Here is a 23,972-nt window from a genome sequence, read left to right on the forward strand (position 1 = left end):
CTTACCGGCGGGTGCTTACTTACGGTATGCCGCCAGCTTATTGTTCAATTCACGGGTCTGGCCGTATACTTCCTGGTAAAGAGCGAACAATCCGTCATAAACCGCCACCTGCTCCGCATTCGGTTTAAACACTTCTGCCGGACGGATGAAGGCTTCAGCACATTCGCCCAGTGAGCCGAACCAGCCGCTGCCGTATGCAGCCAGCATCGCCGCGCCCATCGCAGGCCCCTGTTCGCTCTCCAGCTTAATAATTGAAGCACCAAAAATATCCGCCTGCATCTGCAGCCAGGCTTCATTCTTGGCGCCGCCGCCGATCGCGACAATCTCCGTAATTTCCTTGCCGGATTCACGTACAATTTCAATAGATTCGCGAAGTGAGAACGTAATTCCTTCAAGCACGGAGCGGGTAAAGTGTGAAAGCGTGTGCCCGGAGTCCATGCCGATGAAGCTTCCGCGGATATTCGCATCCGGATGCGGAGTGCGCTCACCGCTGATATATGGTGTAAACAGCAGCCCGCCGCTGCCTGCCGGTACGGAAGTCACGCCCTGCAGCAGTTCCTCAAAGGACTTCTCAGCAGCAAACGTTTCTTTAAACCAGGTAAGGCTATGACCTGCAGCCAGGGTAACCCCCATTATATAGAAGGCATCCTTCTCACTGTGGTTAAAGAAATGGACTTTGCCTTCCAGATTAAGATCCTTATTAGTCTCGTAGGAGAGAACTACACCCGATGTGCCGATACTGCACATCGTCCGTCCTTCACCAAGAATTCCCGCACCCAGTGCGCCGCAGGCATTGTCGGCTCCGCCGGCAAATACCTTCGTGGATGTAAGCAGCCCGGAAGCTTCCGCAATCTCCGGCAGCAGCGTCCCAGTCTGTTCGAAGGATTCTACCAGTCTTGGACACAATGAAACCGGAAGTCCGAAGGCTTCGGCGATTTCCGAACTCCATTCCTTCGCACCAACATCCAGCAGCAGCGTTCCGGCGGCATCTGAATAATCCATGGCGTAATCACCGGTTAACCGGAAACGTACATAGTCTTTCGGCAGCAGGAATTGATGGGCCTGGGCCAGAACCTCCGGCTCGTTCTCCTGAACCCAGAGAATCTTAGGAAGCGTGAACCCTTCCAGTGCCTTGTTTCTGGCGATGTCGATAAGCTTTGTTCCCAGCGTCTTCTCAATCTTGCGGCATTGTGCTGTAGTGCGGGTATCATTCCAGAGAATAGCCGGACGCAGTACCTTGCCTTCACTGTCCACGAGTACAAGCCCGTGCATTTGGCCGGAGAAGCTGATTCCGTCTACCTGTGACGGATCAACGCCCGATGTCTCGATCAGGCGGCGCAGGCTGACGAGTGTTCCATTCACCCAATCCTCCGGATTCTGTTCACTCCAGTTGGGCTGCGGTCGCTTAAGCGGATACGCTGCCGAATGCTCAAAAGCTACTTTTCCCTGCGGATCAACCAATACCGTCTTTACCGCGCTCGTTCCGAGATCGACACCGATTACATATTTCATAGTTATCATAGTCCTCCTATTAGTGCTGCTTCTAATTATTACCCTGTTAGCCATACAAGAAGAAACGTATATGCCGTCCCATTAAAGACGGTATCCGTTTCTGCGAGAAATAGAAGGCTAATTTATAGGGTAACCCTTATAAATTCTTATATTTTTAAAAAAAGGGGGCTGCCGAAGAATGCTCTCTTCAGCAACCCCCGTTGCGTTAGTGATCCATGAATTTACGGACAGTGCCGCAAATCCGGTGTAGTCTTACTCAGCTGTCAGGATGTACTGGTTCAAAGTTGCTCTGAGCAGCTCTTGACGTCCGGACTGGTTCGGACGCGGAGTTTCATTGTTGAGGGCATAATCAGCCAGCGAAGCCAAAGTTGCTTTGCCGGATACGATATCAGCGCCTACGCCTTCAGTGAAGCTGCTGTAACGTTTAGCGATGAAGTCGTCGAATACACGGTCTTCAATCAGCTTAGCGGCAACCTTCAGACCCTTAGCATAGATGTCCATACCGGAGATGTGTGCGAGGAACAGGTCTTCAGGCTCGAAGGAAGGACGGCGTACTTTGGAGTCGAAGTTGATACCGCCTTTGCCAAGTCCGTCGTTCTTCAGCACTTCATACAGGGTCAGGGTAGCATCATAGATGCTTGCAGGGAATTCATCAGTATCCCAGCCCAGAAGTGGATCGCCCTGGTTCGCATCCAGCGATCCCAGCATGCCGTTGATGCGAGCTACACGCAGCTCATGCTCAAACGTGTGGCCGGCAAGGGTTGCATGGTTAGCTTCAAGGTTCAGCTTGAAGTGTTTATCAAGGTTGTACTTCTGCAGGAACGCAATAGTTGTTGCTGCATCGAAGTCGTATTGGTGTTTGGTAGGCTCTTTCGGTTTAGGCTCGATCAGGAACTGGCCTTCGAAGCCGATTTCCTTAGCATAGTCTACAGCCATGCTGAACAGGCGGGCAATGTTGTCTTGCTCCAGGCCCATATCTGTATTCAGCAGCGTTTCATAGCCTTCACGGCCGCCCCAGAATACATAGTTGTCAGCGCCCAGACGTTTACCAACTTCCAGACCTTTCTTAACCTGTGCTGCTGCGTATGCATACACATCAGCGTTGCAGGTAGAGCCTGCACCGTGCATATAACGCGGGTTGGTGAACATGTTGGCAGTGTTCCACAGCAATTTTTTGCCGGAAGACTTCATACCTTGTTCAAGGATGTCTACGATGGTATCAATGTTGCTGTAGAACTCGCGCAAAGATGCGCCTTCAGGAGCGATATCCACGTCATGGAAGCAGTAGTACTGCAGGTCCATTTTTTCCATGAACTCAAATGCTGCTTCTGCACGGGCTTTTGCCTTATCAATCGTGCTCAGCTTATCCCAAGCGCGGACTGCAGTTTCAGCACCGAACGGATCGGCGCCGCCTGCTGTTAGTGTATGCCAATAAGCCATTGCAAATTTCAGGTGCTCTTCCATAGTTTTGCCGGCTACGATTTCTTTAGGATTGTAGAATTTGAATGCGTAAGGGTTAGTGGAACGGCTTCCCTCGTAAGAGATTTTGCTCACTGATTCAAAATAAGCCATTTGTAAAATCCTCCTCTATTATGCTTCGCCTGCAAGCAAGCGTTTACAGCATCATCTTAACACATCTTTCTGACTTTGTATATTGGTTAAACAAAGTTTTGAAAAACTTTTTTTGTGTCTGTTATTTGTCCTCACACCCGGAGGCAACCTCACTCCTCCTCCCGGTCTGCCTAATTATTTGAACATAAAGTACCCCTTGGCCGCAGTACCTATACCTAAGCTTACAGACCGGGCTCAAGGCTCCATTCTATATATCCTGCTCCTCTGCCTGTTGCTTTTTGGCGAACATCGCTCTAGACTAAATGGCATGTATCAATGAGAACGTTGTCAAAAAAGGAAGTGTGCTTCGTGAAAGTTACAGGTGACCAGGCGCTGGTCAAAAAGATCAATAAATCAATTATTCTACATACGATCCGCATGTTCTCCCCGGTCTCACGGGCCAAGGTGTCCGAGATGACCGGCCTCAACAAAGCAACCGTGTCGAATCTTGTTGCCGAGCTATGCGGCCAGGAGCTTGTTACTGAAGCCGGACCCGGCGAATCCAGCGGAGGACGCAAACCGCTGATGCTGCATTTCAATGCGATGGCTGGAAGTGTAATCGGCATTGAGCTGCGGGTAAAACAGCTTACGGCCGTACTATGCGACCTTGGCGGTGGCATTCTGCAGGAGCTGGATTACCGGCTGGAGACCCATGATTTCCCTTATGTACTGGAGCAGATGAAACGCATCATCGCCGATCTGATTGCCATGGCTCCGCCTTCCCCGTATGGCATCGTGGGGATTGGTGTAGGGGTTCCGGGGATGGTTGACGAGCACGGCGTTGTGCTCTTTGCACCAAACCTTGGCTGGGAGATGATCGATCTGCGGTCGATCCTGGAAAACTCGTTTTCAGTCCCGGTCACGATTGACAATGAAGCAAATGCGGGGGCACAGGGAGAGCTGAATTTCGGTGCGGCACGCGATGTCCGCCATTTGCTATACATCAGTGCGGGGTCAGGGATTGGCTCGGGGATCATCATCGGCGGGGAGCTGTATAAGGGTGCCCGCGGATATGCAGGAGAGACCGGCCATATGACGATTGAGGCGGAAGGCAAACCCTGCAGCTGCGGCAGCCGCGGCTGCTGGGAGCTGTATGCTTCGGAGAAGACCTATGATAATTCAGGGCTGACGCTGCCAGCACGTACAACCCGGGAACTTGTCCGGCATGCACACAGCGGACAAGAGGATGCCTTGCGCCACTTCTCATCCATGGGGGAGTATCTGGGAATCGGGGTAACCAACCTCATTAACAGCTTCAACCCTGAGCTGATTGTGATCGGCGGAGCTTTATCCGAAGCCGAGCCTTGGCTAGGCGAGCCGCTGCGCCGAGTGGTAGCCGAGCGTACGCTTCCCTATCACAAGCAGCAGCTCGAGATTACTTTCTCGAGGCTGGGCAGCCGCGGAACGATGATTGGTGCCGGTTTCTCGGCCGTGATGCATTTTCTCGGCAATATCAGGGTTACACTCTGAACAATTGACGTAAAATCGCCGCAAATATAACAGCATAAGATGCAGCAAAACACTTTCAAATCCATTATAATAAGGTTGCATAAGTGTGACATATATCACACCACCCTTTTTGTTCTGAAACGGAGAGTGAGCCCATGACCTATGTTGACACATCTGATATTTCTGCGCAGATGTTCATCACTGTGCTGCTGCTTTTACTCATTATCGCCCCTTTAATCAGCCTCGGCGTGCTGCGGATGTTCCAAGCAAAGAAGAAATCGGGATTTATGCTTATCTTTAGCGGTATAGCTGTTTATGCCATCTTTCAGGTGGTTATGTCCATTACCCACGCTTTTTAATGATCTACCGAAACCCAATGACTCTGGCTGTATAAAAAATTGCCGGACCTCTTTCAAGTCCGGCTAACTTTTATACGGTAAGCTGTATCGTTCAGCTTACATTCTGCTCTGTGCCGCAGCGCCTACGGACAGAATGCAGGCAAAGCGCTCAACTCCGGGATATTGTTCACCCAGGCTGGTAATGGCAAATCCGGCATTCCTGTAAAAGCCCACAGCCTCATGATCCGTCTCTGCAGTAATCGTTTCAATTCCTGCGGTTTTGCTGATCTCCGTAATCATTCCTCTGCCAATTCACCATCTACAAAACAGCCGAAAAGTTCCTTGGAATCCTCTGTGTTGTAGCTGCTTATTTCCTGCCCGATCACCTCGCCGTCAGCCATCATGCACAGAGCCAGCAAGTCTTTCACCGCATCATCATTCCAATAATCCCTTAAGCATATTAACAAGGCCGACGACCCCCTATCTGTTTCATTATCCATTTATTTATATATAATAACGTGTCCGGTAAGTGCAAGTACTATCGTTCCAAAAAATCCGAACATAAAGACCGCCCCCGTTCTGGAAGCGGCCTAATGAAGGACTCTATATAAGCACGTCGTGTATTAAACACTCGCCAATGCTTTGGTAAATTGGGTTTTATTCATCCCTACAATTTTGAAATCGCCGATTACCGTTACAGGCACGGCTCTGAGGCCCATATCCCAAACCTGTTGTGCAAAATCATCGTTCTGCTCAATGTTGCGTTCCTCGTAGGATACACCCTGCTCGCTCAGGAAGCTTTTTACCTGGCGGCAATGTGGACAGTTGGTTGAAGTGTACACAATTACATTTTCCATTGGTTGATTCCTCCTAAATTTTATTTTCAATGAAATCTATTGTAGCACCGGAGTGCCTTTTTCACCAAATAGGGGTTACAGAATTACTGCGCTATGTTCCAGGCTTTCAATGTATTTCTCAGCATCCATCGCTGCCATGCATCCGCTGCCGGCTGCCGTGATAGCCTGTCTGTAACGGGTATCCTGCACGTCGCCGCAAGCGAATACGCCAGGGATGTTAGTTTCGGAAGTGCCCGGATTGGTCACAATATATCCATTCGCATCCGTAGTGATCTGTCCGCCCAGGAAGGCCGTGTTCGGATGATGGCCAATCGCTACAAATACGCCGCTGGCTTCAATCATTTCTTCTTCACCTGTTAAATTATTCAGCACCTTAAGCCCTTTAACTCCTTTATCACCGGAGACTACTTCCAGTGGAGTGCGGTTCAGGCTCCAGGCAACCTTAGCATTGTCACGGACACGATCCTGCATGATCTTCGAGCCACGCAGCTCTTCGCGGCGGTGTACCAGTGTTACTTTGGAGGCAAAGCGGGTCAGGAAGCCGGCTTCCTCAAGCGCAGAATCTCCGCCGCCGACAACGACAATTTCCTTACCGCGGAAGAAGAATCCGTCGCAAGTGGCGCAGGTGCTGACACCGCGTCCGATATTATCCTGTTCACCGGGAATCCCGAGATATTTCGCTGTGGCGCCAGTGGAAATAATCAGGGTATCGGTCACGAAGGTTCCCATTCCTTCCACTTCAAGCTTGTAAGGGCGTTCCCCCAGCTCCACACTGTTAACCCAGCCTGTAATGAATTTTGCCCCGAAACGCTCTGCCTGCTTACGCATGTTGTCCATGAGCTCCGGTCCCATAATCCCCTCAGGGAAGCCCGGAAAATTCTCAATCTCAGTTGTAGTTGTCAGCTGTCCACCCGGTTGGGGACCTTCGATTACCAGCGGATTTAGGTTGGCCCGGGCCAGATAGATCGCAGCAGTCAGCCCGGCAGGTCCGGTACCGACGATAATTGATTTATACATGATTATATCCTCCTTGAGATGGACGCATTGACGTCTACTCTGCAATTTCTTAATTAAAATAATTATAATGTAGTACTTATTATGATCATCTCAAGGGAATATGTCAATATGCCAGACACGCATGAATCGGCCTTTTTTGTGAACAATTCAATTTTAAACAACCTATTTTTCAGGACCGCCCTAACCGCGACTTTTCCGGCTTCATCAGCGCAATAATCTCAGGCCATTCAGGATCACAAGAATCGTACTGCCCTCATGGCCAACTACGCCAAAAGGAAGGGCAATTCCCTGCAAGAAGTTGCTTAATATCAGAGTAAGGATCACCGTTACCGCAAAGACCATATTCTGCTTCACAATCCGCTGAGTGCGGCGGGCCAATTCTATCGTCGAAGCAATCTCCTCGATATTATCATTCATTAATACCACATCGGCGATTTCAAGCGCGGCTCCGCTGCCCTTCATACCCATGCCCATCCCGACTGTAGCCGTAGCCAGCGCCGGCGCATCATTCACCCCGTCGCCGACCATGATGACATGGCCGTATTGTTCACGCAGCGCCTTGATATGGGTCACTTTGTCCTCCGGCAAAAGATCGGCAAAAACAAGATCGACTCCCGTTCTTCCGGCCATTACGGCCGCTGTGGCTTCACGGTCCCCCGTCAGCATGGCTACCTTAATTCCCAGCTTCTGCAGCTTCCGCACTGCGACTTCCGCCTGTGGACGCACCGTATCCTGCAGAGCAATCATGCCGGCGATATGATCTCCTTCCAGAATCAGTGAAACGGTCTTCCCTTCACTCTCCAGCTGCTTCCGTACCGCTGTCCAGGACACAAGGCTCTCTTCCTCCACTGCCACAGCAGGTTCATCCAATACATTGGTTTTACCTATTCTCCACAGCCTGCCGTTAATCCAGCCTTCAATCCCCCAGCCTGTCACGGATTTGCTCTCCTGGGTGCTGTACAGCTCCACTTGCTCCTCCTCCGCCAAACGGACAATGGCTTCTGCCAGCGGATGACGTGACAGCTTCTCAATCGAGGCGCTGACCGCCAGCAGCTCATCCCGGCTGTACCCTTCTCCGGCAATAAAATCAGTGACCTCTGGAATCCCCTCAGTAAGCGTACCCGTCTTGTCAAAAGCAACCACCGTTACCTTCGCCATATTCTCCAGGTGTACGCCGCCTTTGAACAGGATGCCTTTGCGCGCGCTTTTGGAAATGGCCGACAGCATGGCAGGCATAATAGACGAGACCAGGGCACACGGAGAGGCGACAACCAGGAATACCATCGCTTTATAGAAAGTATTGCTCCAGCTCCAGTCCAGTACAAACGGCGGCAGAGCAATCAGAAGAACGGTTGCGAGGACCACCACACGGGCATAAACCGACTCCAGCCGTTTAATGAACCGCTGGGAATCCGGCACTTCGGTTTCCGCTTCTTCAACCATTTTGATGATTTTGGCAAAAAGCGTATGTTCGGCGGCAGTGGTGACTTCGATATACAGCGGACCTTCCCCGTTAACCGTTCCTGCGAACACTTCGCTTCCCACTGTCTTCTCAACCGGTAGGGATTCACCAGTAATTGAGGCCTGATTGACTGCCGACTCGCCGCGATAGACCTTGCCGTCTGCCGGAATCAGTTCACCCGGACGCACCAGCAGCAAATCTCCGACAGCCAAAAGATCAATCGGCACCTCACTCATGGCCCCCTGCTCAATGCGTACAGCCGTAGCCGGCTTCAGCGCCATCAGCGAAGAAATGTCCTTTTTGCTGCGCTCCATAGTATAGCTCTCCAGCGCTCCGCTCATGGCAAAGATGAAGATGAGCATTGCCCCTTCATTCCAGTAGCCGATAGAGGCTGCGCCCAGTGCAGCGGCTATCATCAGCAGGTTGACATCGAGATCACGCTCTTTGACCAGTGTCTCTATGCCCTCCTTCGCCTTGATCCACCCGCCTACTGTGTACGAGATTACATAAATCAGCACGGAAAGCACTTCCGACCAGCCGCTGGCGGCCCAGGCGATAAGCATAAGCACTCCGCTGCCAAGCGCGGCCTGCATTTCCCGGTTGCTCAGCATGGCTCGCGGATCAAAGCGCCGTGGCTTCGGGGTACGCGGCTGCTGTGCGTTGCCTTGGCGGGCTATCGGTTTAGGTAGTTGTTTGGATGTTGCTTGCATAATAAATCACCTTCCTGTTTGTAGTGAAGAGCATAAGTGAGAATAAGCGTCTGACTGAGAGATCCCGACTGAGAGACTTACTGAGAATGAGAGCCATTATTAAAGCCCTTAAAATGACACATGCTGCCCCGGCTCAGCCGGGACAGCATGATAAATGAGAATGATAATCATTGTTGCAATAGTACAACTATATTTCCTCACTGCAACTTATACATATACTATACCACTATACGCCGTAAAGTAAACCCGGAGACTAGTCTGAATTTAAGCGGTTCGGCGGAGGAATGCGGAGACATGGCCAATACTGATTGAATTGTATTCTATACCGTTAGATTCCTGATATCTGGTGATCCTGGAACTTTAATTGCAGTCTGTTCAATTAAAAAAGCGGAATCCGGCCTTTGCGCAGGATTCCGCCTAAATAAGTGTACAGAGTGCAGTTATTTCCTAAAGAGCACGAAAAAACAATCGTCTAACTGCACGTAGTACAGTTATCACTAATGGCGGGTCAAAGTAATCTGAGCCGCGGGTTGGCCGGGAAAGACTAATCCACCCGACCGGTATATGCCCCGGGAGACGGTCTAAGCGGCAGGCTCCGCCAGACAGCGGACAGTGACAGGGCGCTAAATGACTACAGCCATCCTCCGGCGGCTGTATCACCATTGTCCTGCCGGGCCATCCAGGTCAGGCAGGCCGCCCGGAGCAGCGCTTCGGTCCGCAGGCCCGCGCTGCAAAAGATCCCGCTCATGCCGATCCGGTACAGATCGGCAAGCGCCCCCGCCGCCGGTGCCCCCGCGGCGAGCACCACCGCCGCCGGCTTCACGCGCCGCACGGCGGCCAGGACCTCTCCCGCCGTGCGGGCAAAGCCCTCGGCGGTGAATTCTTCCGGCGCGGCTATGTCCGCCGCGCCGTCAAGCACCAGGAAATCGGCGATACGCGCGATTTCCCCCGCGGCGGCGGGCTGGACATCCGGGGCAACCAGCGCCCCGATGCTGCACGCCGCCGCGTAAGCGTGGCCGAGAGTCTGTTCGGCCACGTCCTCGATGAATTCGCGTTTCACCGCGAATTCGGCAGCGCTGGCGGGATATGGCGCCAGCAGATCGATGCGGCTGTCTCTGCCCAGCCGCTGATTTGCCGCCACGGCGGCAAACAGGGCTTCGAGCTGGACATCGTGCAGCTTAGCCAGTTTGGCGGGCGCTGCGGCAAGCTCCTGCGTATAGAGCAGAGTGACGGCCGCCCAGGCGCCATCCGCCGATTCCAGCAGCGCTGCTGAAACAGCCCTCAGCCGGTAATAAATCCGCTGAAGGGTGCGTTCAGCCTGGAATTCGTCTTCACTGTTCAGCCAGCATTCATACAATCCGGCAAGCTCCGGGGTTTGCAGCCATTCCTCACTCCGGATGAGGCAGGGTCCTCCCGGAAGTGAACCCGCCTCATCCCGGAATAACGGCCGGTCTTCGGCTCCCTCACGCAGCACCAGGAAGGCCGTGCGGTCTCCTACCCGCCTCATAAAAGTCCGTTTGGGCGCTTCCGCTCCCGCATTCCGCCCCGCTTCGGTGATAAACTCCGCAGCAGCGGAGGCTACAGATGCGGCCTGGCTCATTTCCGCTCCTATCGCCCGGTCCCCAGCATTATACTTGAACGGGCGCTCCACATTGTTCCGGTTTTGATTCTGCTGACGTTCACCCTTCATCACCGCACCCACCTTTTTTTGGCTTTGGATTGCCGGCACCTATTCCTGATACACGCTGTACCGGCATGTTACAAACCTTCTGTTTATAAATACGGGGTCCGGGCTTGAAATATGCAAGCGGTATCAATGGAGTCTGATATTTACGGTGCGGACGGCGGAACAACACTCCCTCCAAACAACAAAAAAAGCCGCCTCCGCAAGCAATCTCGGCTCTAAGTCTAGAGACGGGACTGCTCCCGGAGGAGGCTTGTAGGTTAAACTGCTGTGTCTGCTGATCCCGCCTTACTGCTGGCTTGCAGCAATAGCCTGTTCGAGATCATACAGGATATCATCAATGGATTCCGTTCCGATGGACAGACGCAGAAGCTCCGGAGTTACGCCGGCAGTGATTTGTTCTTCATCCGAAAGCTGCTGGTGAGTGGTGCTCGCCGGATGAATAATCAGCGATTTCGAGTCTCCTACATTGGCCAAATGGGAGAACAGCTTCACATTCTCAATCAGTTTGACGCCCGCTGCAGCCCCGCCCTTAATTCCGAAGGTGAGGATCGCGCCCTGGCCCTTCGGCAGGTATTTTTGCGCAAGCTCATAGGAAGGGTGACTCGGCAAGCCGGAATAGCTCACCCACTCTACATCCTTATGGCCTTCCAGGTATTGTGCCACTTTGAGCGCATTCGAGCTATGGCGTTCCAGGCGCAAATGCAGGGTTTCCAGCCCTTGCAGCAGCAGCCACGAGTTAAATGGCGAGATCGATGCGCCCAAATCACGCAGCAGCTGCACGCGGGCTTTGATAATATAGGCAATCGGCCCAACCGCTTCCGTGTACACTACACCATGATAACTTGGGTCCGGCTCGGTAAGGCCGGGGAATTTGCCGCTCGCTTTCCAGTCAAATTTGCCTCCGTCAACGATAACTCCACCGATGGATGTCCCATGTCCGCCGATAAATTTGGTAGCCGAATGGACCACAATATCCGCTCCATGCTCAATCGGGCGCAGCAGATACGGACTCGGGAAGGTATTATCGACAATCAGCGGAATACCGTGCTCATGGGCGATGGCTGCCACGGCTTCGATATCCAGTACGTTCCCCTGAGGATTGCCGATCGTTTCGGCGTAAAGCGCCTTTGTCTTATCCGTAATTGCTGCCCGGAAGTTTTCCGGATTATCGGAATCCACGAAATGCACTTTGATTCCAAGCTTCGGCAAGGTGGTGGAGAAAAGGTTATACGTTCCTCCATAGAGGCTTGCAGCCGATACAATTTCATCGCCGGCACCGGCAATATTCAGCACAGAGAAGGAAATCGCCGCCGCCCCTGACGCCGTCGCCAGCGCCCCGGCCCCGCCTTCAAGCGCAGCGATCCGCTGCTCGAACACATCGGTGGTCGGGTTCATCAGGCGGGTATAGATGTTGCCGAATTCCTTGAGCGCGAACAAATTGGCGGCATGCTCAGCATCCCGGAATCCGTAGGAAGTGGTCTGATAGAGCGGTACAGCACGCGATAGTGTAGTCGGGTCAATCTCCTGGCCTGCATGAACAGCTAATGTTTCAAACGACAACTTGCGGTCTTCTGACATTGGTATTTCCTCCCCTGTAGTGGCAATTGGCAAACCTTAACAATCTTGAATTGTAACTATTCTCTCACAAACGGTGTTATTTGGGAAGAGAAAATCCACATTATTCCGGTGTGTTTTATTATAGTTACAGTATACGCTTACATTAATACCTCTGCCGAACAGCCCGTCCACTATGTATATACAAAAAAGCGGAGGCACAAAAAGTTTTGTATCCCCCGCTTGTCCATCCTTTTAAACGCAGACGATTAGTAGCTGCTCTGGCTTTGCTCGCCCTTGGCAATGGCTACGCCGCCGCTCGTACCGATCCGGGTTGCCCCCGCTCCGATCATGATCAGCGCATCCTCGCTGCTGCGTACACCACCGGAGGCTTTGACGCCGATATCAGGACCCACTGTTGCCCGCATCAGCGCGATATCTTCCTTCGTAGCGCCTCCTGTGGAGAATCCGGTCGAAGTCTTCACAAAGTCTGCTCCAGCTTCTACCGCAAGCTTGCAGGCGCGAACCTTCTCTTCCTCGCTCAGCAGGCAAGTCTCAATAATTACCTTGGTCAGCGCTTTGCCGCGGGCTGCATCCACAACAGCAGCGATATCGCGTTTAACCAGTTCATTGTCACCGTCTTTCAATGCGCCGATGTTGATAACCATATCCACTTCGCCTGCACCGTTTGCGATTGCGTTGGTGGTTTCAAAGGCTTTGGTTTCCGGCGTGGAGGCTCCCAGCGGGAAGCCGATAACAGTACATACTTTTACTTCAGGTGTATCCTTCAGCACTTCATGGGCAACTGCGACCCAAGCCGGGTTAACGCACACGGAAGCAAATTTATAAGTTTTGGCCTCTTCTGCCAGCTTGATGATATCTTCCTTACGGGCGTCCGCTTTTAGCAGCGTATGATCAATGATCCCGGATATTGTGTTTTCACTCATTATTAATTCCTCCATGGTTGTAGATGTTCTCATTCCTTGTAATCATACCAATAGTGGACTGCTTTGGAAAGCAGAACAGGGGATGCCTCAGCATCCCCTTGGATTGTTTGTTTGGTGAAAGAGTACTATTCACTACTTATAATTATTTTTGCGTCAGTGACTCAATATCAATAAAAGGTGTAGCCCCGCCTGTTACCGTCGGCAGAACGCCGTTCCATTTCTCCAAGGCTTTCTCCTGAACCTCGATTTGCTTCAGCTGCACCAGCTCGGGTGTAACCTCCTGCTTCTTAAGTCTTAAGGATTCCGCTTCCGCCTGCGCTTGCGCGATCTTCTGCTTCGCCTCAATCTCGATCCGCCGGAGGTCGTTCTCTGCCTTGAGCGCCTGCTGCTGGGCAACCTGTTTCGCTTCAATGGACTGGTCGAATGCATCCGAGAATTTGAAATTCACAATGTTAATATCATTTACAACGAGGTCGTATTTGGCCAAACGTTTGGTCAGGAGATCGCTGATCTCTCCTGCCACCACATCCCGCCGGGTAATCAGATCCTCAGCCGGATATTTGGCGGTTACTTCTTTGACAATCTCCTGAATCGCCGGATTGATAATCACCGCATCGAAGCTGCCTCCGATGTTGTTCATCAGATTGTATGCAGAATCTTTGTTGACGGAATAGTTAACCGCCACATGGGTGGATACCGGCTGCAGGTCCTTGGAGGATGCAGAGGTATCCGTCTCCGCTTTGGTCACCTGGGTGTTGACTTGTATGACACTCTGGAAAAACGGAATTTTCAGATGTATGCCCGGCGATAACATATTATTGTTGAGTTTACCGAAGGTTTTGTAGAGTCCCACATGTCCGTACTGTACCGTTGCAAAGGAATTGGCGGCAATCAGCACCACTACCAGCACCCCTGCTGCGATGCTGATGATTTTCCCCGGCTTTGCCTGTTTTAATTTTGGATTAACTTCCATAATCGTATCCCCCTAATTGATGCGCGTTTTGGAATTGTTATCCTTTTATACGGTGGCATAGCTGCTGCGGTCGCAAAGATTTTATTAAGGAACCTTAACGGATCATTCCTCCCGGGGCATCGCGGGAATCAACCCTTCCGGAATGAGCTGGTACTCTCGTCCTTCACTCTCCCCCATATTCGAGGCCTCATATATCAGGTCGTCTCTAAGCACCACGGAATCCGCATGCAAAGCATCGTTTAAGTCCGCTTCCTCAGCATGGCCGTTATGCCAGCGGTAAATATAGGCGGTCATTGGGGTACCATGCGCGGAGACTCCTTCTGGAGTACCATCCCGGTCAACATCCGCTTCACGGATATGTCCGGTGTCCACCCGCAGCACTCCGGCCGGCGCCCCCGCTCCATCTATTGTGTAATAGCTGCTGAGCGATAAATTCGCCCCCAGCCCGCCGGTGATTTTCAGCTTCAATCCTGTGAACAGGGATGACACTTCGGCCGTAATATCCTCCGGCTTGCGGTAATTGTAGGTACCGACGGGCCCTAAGCTGTAATGTCCCTTGGCAGTCCCGAGATCAGCATAGACGTAGTCCTCATCCCCCGGTTTGGTGTAGAACGTGAGCTGTACTCCGCCGAAATTCTCCAGCCACCGCCCGGAGATTATCACCGCATCCGGAGGGATTCCTGACCAGGCTTCTGCCGTGGGAATCTCCTTCATTCTCTGCCAATTCAGCCGGACCAGCCCTGCCGCCTGTACACCGGTGGGAAGTGAGGATTGGCCGGTCACTACCCCCCGCTCCATATCTATACCCTGGAAGGTAAAGGCCCGCTTCCACTCCCTGCCCCCGTTATCCGTTGTATAGAGCACCGCTGGATCGTCCGGGCTGCCGGTCACAAACCATCCGTGCTGATTGTCTGCCATTGCCAGCTTTGCCGGTATATATCCGGGAAAAGACTGCTCCCCGTCTGTCCAGGTCTTGCCGCCGTCACGGGTCCAGCCCACTGTATTGGCGTTGTCACAAGGGGAGCAGTAACCGCTCATATAGGCTTCCTCACTGCTTAAGACAACGAGCATGCCGGGAGCGGCACCGTTATTGGCCGGAATGTCGTTAACCTCATCCACTGCAAATCCCGGAGCCGGTCCTGCCCCCGCTGTCCCGTGGTTCAGTACGGTCCGCCAATGTCTGCCTCCATCTGACGTATGGAACAGTGAATACGCCGTCTGGTGCATCCCCGAGTCGCCGATACATTCGATCCAGGCATCGTCCGGACCTGTCGAGCGGATCACAGCACCGGTCAGTGAAACCTTCTTACGTGTCAGTACGGTTCTCCATGTTAAGCCGCCGTCCGTCGTCCGCTGGAAGGCGAAGTCCTTGGGCGAAGCGCTGGTGACCGCCCAGCCGTTCAGGCGGTCATAATAATAAGCATCACCCACCAGATTCCCGGGGGCAGGGAGACTCTCCCATGTCTGCCCCCCGTCCGTTGTCACGGCAGCACCGCTGAAGCCGGTGTCCGGCGAAATGAAATGCAGGTCATCCCGGTTCGGGACAGTGCCTGTCAGCGTCCAATGCGCTCCGCTGTCCCTGGTTCGCAGCAGGCTCCCTGTCTCCAGCTCTGCCCAGGCATGCGCGTTGTCCAGGGCGAACAGGCTCAGCACCGTCCCCTGGCCGGTGTATTGCACCTGCCAGTCCGCACCGCCGTTACCGGTGCGGGCAATCCAGCCCTTGCCGCCGATCCAGCCGGCGTCCGGGCCAGTCATTCCCAGCGCGCTGATGCTGCGGATCGGGACTCCCTGCTGCGCAGCACTGCCGGCAGCCGGGGTTGCCACCGCCGCTGTGCCGGACGGAGACGGAGCGGTGCTGGCTATCGCCGCCGCTGCAGGCGGCGAAGCGGCAGGAGTTGATTCGGCCGCCTGCCCGCCGGAACTCCCGCAGCCTGCCGTGACCAGGAGCAGCGGAACCAGCAGCGCTGCCGCGGTTTTTCTCAGGATGACAACAAACATTACTATATGCACCTCTACTTTACCGGAATCTATTGTTGTATATATAGAAAAGTATAAGCAGCTTCAGACAGCCAGAGGTAACGGTATAGACGCCTGCGGGTTAAAATCCTGTTGTATTTTACTGGATATATATTTATTGGATAAAAAAACAGCCCTCTCCTAAGAGAAAGCTGTGAATAGATTTTCTATTGCTGTTACAGGTTACCACCGGACAAAGCAAGCCCGATCCGGTTTACAAGACGCGTGCTTTCTTCGTTCAATCCGGTAACCGCCACCTTTTTGCCGAGTGCTTCATATCTGCTGATTGTCTTGGCAATGGCGCCGGCAGCCGATTGATCCCACACATGCGAATGGGTAAAGTCGATGATAACCTGTTCAGGATCGCCATCATAATTGAACTCATGGACGAAATGGCTTGTCGTACCGAAGAACAGCTGCCCGGAGACCGTATACGTTGCCGTATCTGCGGCTGTGTGAACACTCAGGTGAATCGATGCTATTTTCCAGGCAAACGTCAGCGCGCTGAGCAGAACCCCGAACAGAACTCCAATCGACAGATTATCTGTAGCGACCACTGTAACCACCGTTACAATCATGACTAATGCATCACTGAGCGGAACACGGGCCAACGAAGCCAGCGAACCCCATTCAAAGGTACTGATGCATACCATAATCATCACTCCGACCAGAGCACCCATCGGTATCTGCTTGACCACATCGCCGAGCACAAGAATAAGCAGCAGCAGGAAAATTCCGGAGACGAAGGTGGAGAGACGGGTTCTTCCGCCTGACTTCATGTTGACCATCGACTGGCCGATCATCGCGCAGCCTGCCATGCCTCCAAAGAAGCCGGTAACGATATTCGCCAGCCCTTGCCCCTTGGCTTCCCGGTTCTTATCGCTTCCGGTACCGGTAATGTCATCGATCAGGGTTGCGGTCATTAGTGATTCCAGCAGACCTACTACTGCCAGCGATAAGGAATACGGCAGAATAGTGAGCAGCATATCAAGGGTGATCGGCAGCTGCGGAATATGGAACAGCGGCAGTGCAGAGGTTAACTCCCCCATATCTCCCACGGTCTTCACGTCCAGACCAAGCACGATACTCAGTACGGAGACGATGATGATAGCAACCAGTGCCGATGGCACTGCCTTAGTAAAACGCGGAACGGTATAGATAATAACAAGTGTCAGTGCTACCAGGGCATACATGACCCAGCCTTGTCCTTTGAAATGCGTCAGCTGCGCCATAAAAATCAGGATGGCCAGCGCGTTGACAAAGCCGGTCATGACCGGCTGCGGCAGGAAGGTAATGAACCTCCCCAGCTTCAGCATCCCCATCAGGATCTGAAAGATTCCGCAGAGGATCGTGGCCGCGAAAAGATACTCAATGCCATGGTTCAGCACGAGGCTGCCGACAAGCAGTGCCATCGCACCGGTTGCAGCCGAGATCATCCCGGGTCTGCCTCCGGCAATTGCGGTGACAATTGCGATGCAGAAGGAGGCATACAGGCCCACCATCGGGCTGACTCCGGCCAGGATCGAGAACGCGATGGCTTCCGGGATCAGCGCGATAGCCACCGTCATCCCTGACAGAATGTCGCTCCGAGGATTCGACAACCAGCCGTTATTCATATTATTTTGCTTCAAAATGCGGTTTCCTCCTGTGTCAGTTAAGGTTAATGGAACATTTCACAAATGTCCCGGTCCGGTGCAACTCCAATGCAACCCATTGTACCCGACACACCTTACTCTCCACAAAAGTTCCGCATCCGCTTGTAAGCGGTTATTTAGGACTTATTCTCACGATTGCTGTAAATATCTTAAAAATTCAATTATTTTAAATTAACGGAACAACCCGGAAGCCTTAACCTCACTGAAGAAGGTGTTGAACTCCTCGATGTTCAGCTGCTGCGCCGCATCGGAGAGGGCGGTAGCCGGATCAGGATGCACCTCGACCATAATCCCGTCGGCTCCGGCAGCAAGTGCGGCTTTGGCACAAGGAATCAGAATATCTTTGCGTCCGGTGGAATGGGTAACATCGACCAGCACCGGCAGGTGGCTCTCCTGCTTGAGAATCGGCACCGCTGAGATATCAAGTGTATTGCGAGTCCATTTCTCATAAGTACGGATCCCGCGTTCGATCAGCATGACCTGCGTATTTCCGCGTGACATGATGTATTCAGCGGCATGAAGGAATTCCTCCATGGTTGCAGCAAGACCCCGTTTCAGCAGGACCGGCTTATTCAGCTCACCGGCGGCTTTCAGGAGTTCGAAGTTCTGCATGTTGCGTGCACCGATCTGGATGATATCCACATAATCCAGCGCAGGCTCAAGATGTGCAGGATCGACGATTTCACTGATCGTAAGCAGGCCGTATTCGTCCGCCGCTTCGCGGAGGATACGCAGGCCGTCCATGCCCAGCCCCTGGAAATCATATGGGGAAGTCCGGGGTTTGAATGCACCGCCGCGCATCACTTTAATTCCGGCTTTTTGCAGTGCTGCAGCTACAGTACGGGTTTGCAGCTCACTCTCAACTGAGCAAGGTCCGGCTACCATTACCGAGGACAGGCCGCCGATCGTAATATCGCCCGGCAGGACAATAACGGTGTCCTCCTTGCGTGTTTTCCGGCTGACCAGTAGGCTTTTCTTATGTTCATCAGACTGCAGATCCAGAGAAGCAGCGAAGATTTGCTTGAAGAGGCTGCGGATCGTTCCGCTTGTGAAAGGCCCTTTATTGCTCGCTACAAGCTTCTCCAGCATCGCTTTTTCACGTTCCGGATCAAATTTAGGCACGCCCTGCTTTTCTTTTACAACTCCAATTTCCTGAACAACCTGGGCACGCTCCGAGATTAACTCCAGCAGCTGTCCATTGATTTCATCCAGACGGGCTCTCAGCCCATCCAATTCCACGTTAGTCATTACCTTCCACTCCCTCTTGTTAATTTAGTGATCTATGAACGCAAAAAGGCCCCCGTCGCAAGGGACGAGGAGCCGTGGTACCACCCTTATTTAGAGATTAACCCGAAATACGAGGCGCGGAGAATGATAAGCTGCTGCTTCCCGGCCAGGATTAACTCTGTCTTACACCCGGTAACGCGGGGCGCGGGCCTCCCTACGCATATCTGCTGCAGCAAATACTTCAGGGACCGACTCGGAAGTGAACTTCGGTACTAAACGTCTCATGAGGGTGCTCTCAGTCTCCGGCACGCCTTCCCTGTTAAGATCCGTACATAGCACTTACTCTCTTCGTCATCGTCGTTAGAGAATATTTCGGCACGTCTTATGTGCCGGTTTCTGCTATCTTAATCAAAATACTCACATGATGCAAGGGGATATTGCACCGTTTCACAGCTTTAATGCAATAAATTTATCTGGAGCATATTTATTCTCCGAAAAATTTCGCAATCAGATTCGTAACTGCCTCACTGCGCAGCGGTTTGCTGATGTATTCGTCCATTCCCGTCTCCAGGCATTGTTCACGGTCACCCTTCAGCGCATTGGCCGTAACAGCGATAATCACCGGCTGCTTGTCCGGAGCAAGTGTCCGCCTGATTGCCGCTGTCGCTTCCAAACCGTTCATTCCGGGCATCTGCACATCCATAAAAATAAGATCATAATCGGTACTGACTGTCATCTCCACCACCTGCAGGCCATCCGCAGCCACATCAACGGAATACCCCCGCTTCTCCAAAATTTTACGCAACACGATTTGGTTAATCTCGTTATCCTCTGCTACCAGGATCCGCAAGTTGCGGCTCACTGGGCCCGAGCCTGCAAGTAAAGATCCGAACGTGTCGGCGGAAGTATCGTTTCTCAGGCGGAGCTTCACTGTAAACTCAAAGGTCGCCCCCTGCTTCACACTGGTGTCCAAGCCAATGGCTCCCCCCATCAGTTCTACCAACTGCTTCGCAATCGCCAGGCCGAGACCTGTGCCCTCATGGCGCCGGCCCATGAAATGATCCAGCTGCACAAACGGCTCAAACAGCTTGTCTGCAGCGTCTTCAGGAATGCCAATGCCGGTATCCGCAATCGTAAAATGCAGGGTAATCTGTCCTGCCGTCTGGACCAGGCTTTGGACTCTAATCGTCACACCTCCGGTATAAGTGAACTTAATCGCATTGCCAACCAGATTCAGCAGGATCTGCTTTAACCGGTCCCCGTCACCAATCACCATCTTGGGTATAGCGGGATCTACAAGGACCTGGATCTTTAGCCCTTTAGCCACTGCCTTATGCTGCAGAAGTTCAAGAACGGAATCTATACATTCCTCCAGCACAAAGGGATCCTCATGAAGAGCCGTTTTGCCGGCTTCATTCTTGGAGAAATCCAGAATATCATTAATGATATTCAGAAGGGTGTCACCGCTCTGCCGGATGATCTCCAGATACTCCCTCTGGATAGATCCCGGCTCACTGATATCCAGCAGTAAATCGGTCATCCCGATCACACCATTCATAGGGGTACGGATCTCATGGCTCATCATCGCCAGGAATTCACTTTTTGCACGATTCGTGCTCTCGGCGGTTTCCTTGGCAATTAGCAGCTTTTTTTGTTCCGTAATGTCCTTAACGATGATATAAAAGCCTACCGTAGCATTATTGATGATAATCGGAGCAATAGTTGTCAACACTTCGACCGTATGTCCGTCCTTGTGCCAGACAAGGTCAATATTCCGTTCCTTGCTGCTGTTCCCGCTGGTATAGCCGAGTACATCTTCAACATGATGCTCCCCGATGATCCGGCCTACACTCTTGCCGGCCAGCTCAGAGACGGGGTAACCTGTCAGCTGGCAGGCCTGCTCATTGCAGTTGATAATGTTGCCCTGCAGATCCAGTGAAATAATGGCATCATGATTGTATTTCTTAAGGGAGGTGTAGCGTTCAATGGATTCCTGCAGCTTCCGCTCAACATTTTTGCGCTCGGTGATGTCCCGGCCTACAGCTAGCACGCTTGGGCTGTCCGGGTTATCCACTATACGTAAAGTGAATTCAATCCACAAGTATCGCCCGTCAGCGTGAAGAACCCGCAGCTGAATACTCCGGAGTTCGGCTACTTGCGGAAGGCTTAATGTGGCACGATCCTCCGGATGGATCAGGCTGCGGATATCGCGTCCGATCAGCTCCTCCGGTTCATAGCCCAGCACTTCCCTGACCGACGGTGAACAATACCGGCAGATATTGTCGGGTGTGGCGTAATACACCACATCACTAATATTGGCGGCAATCAGCTTATACAGCTCGTCAGACGAGGGATAACGATTCTGGGCTTTTGCTTCAGCCGGAGGCTCTGTCAGGTGAATAATATAATACAGTTCTACACCCGTAGAAGGATCTCTGATAAGTGCGGTATGCAGCAGCACGGGAACCGGCATGCCTTTGCCATGGATCATCCTAATTTCGCATTCAAAAAAGGGAACTCCGCTTGCTTTCAGAGCCCCCATCTTCCTGCTATGTATCTCCACAGAATCTTTGTACACAAGCACCCTGAAATCATGCCCCAGGAGCTGTTCTTCCTTATATCCAAGCATCGAGACTACAGCCGGATTGATGCTCGTCCATTTGAGGTCAAGGGACAGAAAAGCCATTCCGCTGATACCCGTTCGGTATACTTCTCCAAAATACTGCTCTTTCAACATCTGATCCACCGCCCGTTTTGTGGAGTAATGAAAGCCATTCCATTATTTAAAAACTGTAATATTAATATCTTGCATATCCGGGCGAATGTCAAATGCTATTAAATGGAATAAAATACCTGTCGAAATTTCCCGACGAACCGGCCATCAGACGGAGTTCTCCCCAGTTCCCCATCTTTGATAATTAGGGCTTCCAGGCTAACAGTGTTTTTACGGTATCCGTAAAGACACTGACCTGAAAAGGTTTAGTAATGTAAGCAGCAAATCCTGTTTCCCGGGCCCGTTCAATATCTGTACGCAGGGCAAATGCACTGATTGCCACTACCGGTATATGCCGGGTATCCTCCCTTGCCTTTAACCATTCCAATGCCTCATATCCATTCAGGCCGGGTAAGCCGATATCGAGAATGATCAGATCCGGCAGCTGCCGGACTGCGATGTCCAGGCCTATTTCCGCCGTTTCAGCTTTCAGCAGCAATAAGGAGGGCAGATTTTTTTTGAAGATATGATGCATTAAGGCCATGTTAAGCTCATTATCTTCGACGTACAACACTGTCCGCTTATATTCCTCCATGCGCCAAATCCCCCCCAAATGTTTACTGAACCATGGAAAACGAAAAAACCGAAGAAAGGGACCTGTCCCCCTTCTTCGGCTCATGTCCGGCTCATTCGCATGTCCGGCTCATTTCCGCCTCATATATAGTTTGAAGATATGGTTTATAGAAAAGTATATGCGATCACGCTTGTATCCTTATCGAAATCCCAATCCACATAAATGTCGGACAGCTCCTTGCCCAGCATGGGTGCAATTGTGGTGGTATCTTCGAGGTAGCGTTTTTCCATCTTGCGTTTCGTGGTTTTGAGCGTATTCTCATAGCCGAGGCCGATCAGTTCCTTCTCCAAAGGAATCAGAATTCCTTCGCGTTTGATGATCAGGGTACGGGTTCCCAGCCACCAGGAATCGGTAAACTCGGGTTCCTTCTGTACCTTCCGGCTCACTTCATTGATCTGGGCATGAACTTCATCCCGTCCGGCATACTCATCGACTGGTACCCCGTCGTTCTTCAGGAGAGCCACGATCATCCCAGACGCATTATGTATACCCCAATCATAAAAAATCTCGCCAACCTCAATCGACAGATTGTCCTGCAGATAAGCCGAAAGCTCAGGAAGCAGTGACTTCATCAGAAGCTCACGTGTATAGCGGAACGCCTGCTCTTCTTCCTTATTCAGCAGAAATCTCTCTACTGGCCCGATAAAATTCCGGATATGCAGTGCAATGCATTGCTTCCCGATAGAAACATGTATAGACTCGGGGCCCTTCCCGAAACGCTCCCTAAGTAGTCTTCCTGTGTAACTGGAAAATTGGCTAGTAAGTTCTGTAGTACTCATTGGATTTCCTCCAGCAATGTATTCTTTTAAGTGCCTGGGGAGATACTCCGCCTGCCGGAGAAACGATTCGTACATCTTAGTATAATATTAACAGGCAGCTTCGTACATAAAAAAATAAGCAGATCATTGACACAAACAATTATATTGTATACAATCTAATTGTTAAATACATAAAATGATCCACCGGAAGGATGAAGCTGCCAATGAGTGTCTATTCATATACAGCCCGCAACATTCGGGGTAAAGAGACCCCTCTTGAACAATACAAGGATAAAGTGCTGCTGATCGTAAACACCGCCAGTAAATGCGGGTTCACCCCGCAATATTCTGACCTGCAAAAGCTTTACGAGAAGTTCCAGGACCAGGGTTTTCAAATTCTCGGGTTCCCCAGCGACCAGTTCGGTGAAGAACCCGGCTCCAATGAGGAGGTCAACGTGTTCTGCCAAATCAATTATGGTGTTAGCTTTCCACTCTTTGAGAAGATCAATGTAAAGGGCGAACATAAACATCCCTTATTCGACTATTTGACCAAGGAAGCGGGCTTTACCGGCTTCGATCATAATCACGCGGGCAGCAGACTGCTGCACCTGATGCTTGAGGAACGCGATCCTGCCTCTCTGGCTGACGATGAAGTGAAATGGAACTTCACCAAGTTCCTGATCGACCGTAAAGGCAATGTAGTGAAGCGTTTCGAATCGCCTATTGATCCCCTCGATCTTGAGCCGGCTATTCAGGAACTGCTGTAAAGATCAACACGGAGTGTGCTTCCTGCCTGAACAAAAGAACCCATCTTCCATGATTGTGGAGGATGGGTTCTTTGCTTTCCAATGC

At 51.9% G+C, this 23,972-nt stretch carries 20 protein-coding genes; 3 read left to right on the forward strand and 17 right to left on the reverse strand.

All coding sequences use genetic code 11. The features are described 5' to 3' along the window. Positions 1–15: 15 nt before the first annotated feature. Positions 16–1,512, reverse strand: coding sequence for a xylulokinase (xylB, locus tag JRJ22_RS25500; protein WP_206102074.1), 1,497 nt, complete (start codon positions 1,510–1,512; stop codon positions 16–18). A gap of 252 nt (positions 1,513–1,764) precedes the next feature. Next, a complete protein-coding gene (xylA, locus tag JRJ22_RS25505; RefSeq protein ID WP_206102075.1) occupies positions 1,765–3,084 on the reverse strand; it encodes a xylose isomerase in 1,320 nt (439 codons plus the stop codon). Positions 3,085–3,432: 348 nt separating this feature from the next. Between xylA and JRJ22_RS25510 the strand changes: the two genes are divergently transcribed. Further along, positions 3,433–4,593, forward strand: coding sequence for an ROK family transcriptional regulator (locus JRJ22_RS25510; RefSeq protein WP_206102076.1), 1,161 nt, complete (start codon positions 3,433–3,435; stop codon positions 4,591–4,593). Positions 4,594–4,727: 134 nt separating this feature from the next. Next, a complete protein-coding gene (locus tag JRJ22_RS25515; protein WP_206102077.1) occupies positions 4,728–4,931 on the forward strand; it encodes a hypothetical protein in 204 nt (67 codons plus the stop codon). Between the two features lie 96 nt (positions 4,932–5,027). Here the strand turns inward: JRJ22_RS25515 and JRJ22_RS25520 are convergent, their stop codons facing one another. From JRJ22_RS25520 to JRJ22_RS25590, 15 genes are all read right to left on the reverse strand, one after another. Further along, positions 5,028–5,210 carry a GNAT family N-acetyltransferase gene (locus JRJ22_RS25520; RefSeq protein ID WP_206102078.1) on the reverse strand — a complete coding sequence of 61 codons (183 nt, stop codon included), beginning with the start codon at positions 5,208–5,210 and terminating at the stop codon, positions 5,028–5,030. Then, positions 5,207–5,377: a hypothetical protein gene (locus JRJ22_RS25525; protein ID WP_206102079.1), complete on the reverse strand. Its 171-nt coding sequence runs from the start codon at positions 5,375–5,377 to the stop codon at positions 5,207–5,209. The genes JRJ22_RS25520 and JRJ22_RS25525 overlap by 4 nt, the downstream gene beginning before the upstream one ends. A gap of 156 nt (positions 5,378–5,533) precedes the next feature. Next, positions 5,534–5,767 (reverse strand): glutaredoxin family protein, encoded by a 234-nt coding sequence (locus tag JRJ22_RS25530; RefSeq protein ID WP_206102080.1) that lies wholly within the window; start codon positions 5,765–5,767, stop codon positions 5,534–5,536. A gap of 75 nt (positions 5,768–5,842) precedes the next feature. Beyond that, positions 5,843–6,784: a thioredoxin-disulfide reductase gene (trxB, locus tag JRJ22_RS25535; RefSeq protein ID WP_206102081.1), complete on the reverse strand. Its 942-nt coding sequence runs from the start codon at positions 6,782–6,784 to the stop codon at positions 5,843–5,845. 204 nt (positions 6,785–6,988) lie between these two features. Further along, the gene (locus JRJ22_RS25540; protein WP_206102082.1) at positions 6,989–8,956 is read right to left on the reverse strand and encodes a heavy metal translocating P-type ATPase; all 1,968 of its coding nucleotides are present in this window, start codon (positions 8,954–8,956) and stop codon (positions 6,989–6,991) included. A 631-nt stretch (positions 8,957–9,587) separates the two neighbouring features. Beyond that, entirely contained in the window at positions 9,588–10,646 is a 1,059-nt protein-coding gene (locus tag JRJ22_RS25545) for a hypothetical protein (protein ID WP_206102083.1), read from the reverse strand. A gap of 282 nt (positions 10,647–10,928) precedes the next feature. After that, complete coding sequence (locus JRJ22_RS25550; RefSeq protein WP_206102084.1) at positions 10,929–12,221, reverse strand: homocysteine synthase; 1,293 nt, start codon at positions 12,219–12,221, stop codon at positions 10,929–10,931. A gap of 245 nt (positions 12,222–12,466) precedes the next feature. Further along, the gene (gene deoC / locus JRJ22_RS25555) at positions 12,467–13,144 is read right to left on the reverse strand and encodes a deoxyribose-phosphate aldolase (RefSeq protein WP_054943471.1); all 678 of its coding nucleotides are present in this window, start codon (positions 13,142–13,144) and stop codon (positions 12,467–12,469) included. A 142-nt stretch (positions 13,145–13,286) separates the two neighbouring features. Next, complete coding sequence (locus JRJ22_RS25560) at positions 13,287–14,117, reverse strand: prohibitin family protein (RefSeq protein WP_054943474.1); 831 nt, start codon at positions 14,115–14,117, stop codon at positions 13,287–13,289. A 102-nt stretch (positions 14,118–14,219) separates the two neighbouring features. Continuing rightward, positions 14,220–16,115, reverse strand: a complete 1,896-nt coding sequence (locus JRJ22_RS25565) for a WD40/YVTN/BNR-like repeat-containing protein (protein WP_206102085.1) — start codon at positions 16,113–16,115, stop codon at positions 14,220–14,222. A gap of 194 nt (positions 16,116–16,309) precedes the next feature. Beyond that, the gene (locus tag JRJ22_RS25570; protein WP_206105307.1) at positions 16,310–17,749 is read right to left on the reverse strand and encodes a SulP family inorganic anion transporter; all 1,440 of its coding nucleotides are present in this window, start codon (positions 17,747–17,749) and stop codon (positions 16,310–16,312) included. A 210-nt stretch (positions 17,750–17,959) separates the two neighbouring features. After that, on the reverse strand, positions 17,960–19,036 hold the full coding sequence (locus JRJ22_RS25575; RefSeq protein ID WP_206102086.1) for a bifunctional 3-deoxy-7-phosphoheptulonate synthase/chorismate mutase: 1,077 nt from the start codon (positions 19,034–19,036) through the stop codon (positions 17,960–17,962). Between the two features lie 463 nt (positions 19,037–19,499). Continuing rightward, entirely contained in the window at positions 19,500–21,752 is a 2,253-nt protein-coding gene (locus JRJ22_RS25580; RefSeq protein WP_232381222.1) for a PAS domain-containing hybrid sensor histidine kinase/response regulator, read from the reverse strand. Between the two features lie 181 nt (positions 21,753–21,933). Further along, positions 21,934–22,323, reverse strand: coding sequence for a response regulator (locus tag JRJ22_RS25585; RefSeq protein WP_206102088.1), 390 nt, complete (start codon positions 22,321–22,323; stop codon positions 21,934–21,936). A gap of 143 nt (positions 22,324–22,466) precedes the next feature. After that, positions 22,467–23,141 (reverse strand): Na-translocating system protein MpsC family protein, encoded by a 675-nt coding sequence (locus JRJ22_RS25590; RefSeq protein ID WP_206102089.1) that lies wholly within the window; start codon positions 23,139–23,141, stop codon positions 22,467–22,469. 203 nt (positions 23,142–23,344) lie between these two features. On the opposite strand from JRJ22_RS25590, the gene JRJ22_RS25595 reads away from it, so the two are divergent. Further along, entirely contained in the window at positions 23,345–23,887 is a 543-nt protein-coding gene (locus JRJ22_RS25595) for a glutathione peroxidase (RefSeq protein ID WP_206102090.1), read from the forward strand. Positions 23,888–23,972: the final 85 nt, after the last annotated feature.

Source organism: Paenibacillus tianjinensis, assembly GCF_017086365.1.
In the GTDB taxonomy this organism is placed as follows: domain Bacteria; phylum Bacillota; class Bacilli; order Paenibacillales; family Paenibacillaceae; genus Paenibacillus_AQ; species Paenibacillus_AQ tianjinensis.

Excerpts from the sequence above, each read along its gene's own strand:
- xylB (WP_206102074.1), bottom strand. The coding sequence starts at position 1,512 with ATGAAATATGTAATCGGTGTCGATCTCGGAACGAGCGCGGTAAAGACG.
- xylA (WP_206102075.1), bottom strand. The coding sequence starts at position 3,084 with ATGGCTTATTTTGAATCAGTGAGCAAAATCTCTTACGAGGGAAGCCGT.
- JRJ22_RS25515 (WP_206102077.1), top strand. The coding sequence starts at position 4,728 with ATGACCTATGTTGACACATCTGATATTTCTGCGCAGATGTTCATCACT.
- JRJ22_RS25520 (WP_206102078.1), bottom strand. The coding sequence starts at position 5,210 with ATGATTACGGAGATCAGCAAAACCGCAGGAATTGAAACGATTACTGCA.
- JRJ22_RS25530 (WP_206102080.1), bottom strand. The coding sequence starts at position 5,767 with ATGGAAAATGTAATTGTGTACACTTCAACCAACTGTCCACATTGCCGC.
- trxB (WP_206102081.1), bottom strand. The coding sequence starts at position 6,784 with ATGTATAAATCAATTATCGTCGGTACCGGACCTGCCGGGCTGACTGCT.
- JRJ22_RS25540 (WP_206102082.1), bottom strand. The coding sequence starts at position 8,956 with ATGCAAGCAACATCCAAACAACTACCTAAACCGATAGCCCGCCAAGGC.
- JRJ22_RS25545 (WP_206102083.1), bottom strand. The coding sequence starts at position 10,646 with ATGAAGGGTGAACGTCAGCAGAATCAAAACCGGAACAATGTGGAGCGC.
- JRJ22_RS25550 (WP_206102084.1), bottom strand. The coding sequence starts at position 12,221 with ATGTCAGAAGACCGCAAGTTGTCGTTTGAAACATTAGCTGTTCATGCA.
- deoC (WP_054943471.1), bottom strand. The coding sequence starts at position 13,144 with ATGAGTGAAAACACAATATCCGGGATCATTGATCATACGCTGCTAAAA.
- JRJ22_RS25560 (WP_054943474.1), bottom strand. The coding sequence starts at position 14,117 with ATGGAAGTTAATCCAAAATTAAAACAGGCAAAGCCGGGGAAAATCATC.
- JRJ22_RS25565 (WP_206102085.1), bottom strand. The coding sequence starts at position 16,115 with ATGTTTGTTGTCATCCTGAGAAAAACCGCGGCAGCGCTGCTGGTTCCG.
- JRJ22_RS25570 (WP_206105307.1), bottom strand. The coding sequence starts at position 17,749 with ATGAATAACGGCTGGTTGTCGAATCCTCGGAGCGACATTCTGTCAGGG.
- JRJ22_RS25575 (WP_206102086.1), bottom strand. The coding sequence starts at position 19,036 with ATGACTAACGTGGAATTGGATGGGCTGAGAGCCCGTCTGGATGAAATC.
- JRJ22_RS25580 (WP_232381222.1), bottom strand. The coding sequence starts at position 21,752 with ATGTTGAAAGAGCAGTATTTTGGAGAAGTATACCGAACGGGTATCAGC.
- JRJ22_RS25585 (WP_206102088.1), bottom strand. The coding sequence starts at position 22,323 with ATGGAGGAATATAAGCGGACAGTGTTGTACGTCGAAGATAATGAGCTT.
- JRJ22_RS25590 (WP_206102089.1), bottom strand. The coding sequence starts at position 23,141 with ATGAGTACTACAGAACTTACTAGCCAATTTTCCAGTTACACAGGAAGA.
- JRJ22_RS25595 (WP_206102090.1), top strand. The coding sequence starts at position 23,345 with ATGAGTGTCTATTCATATACAGCCCGCAACATTCGGGGTAAAGAGACC.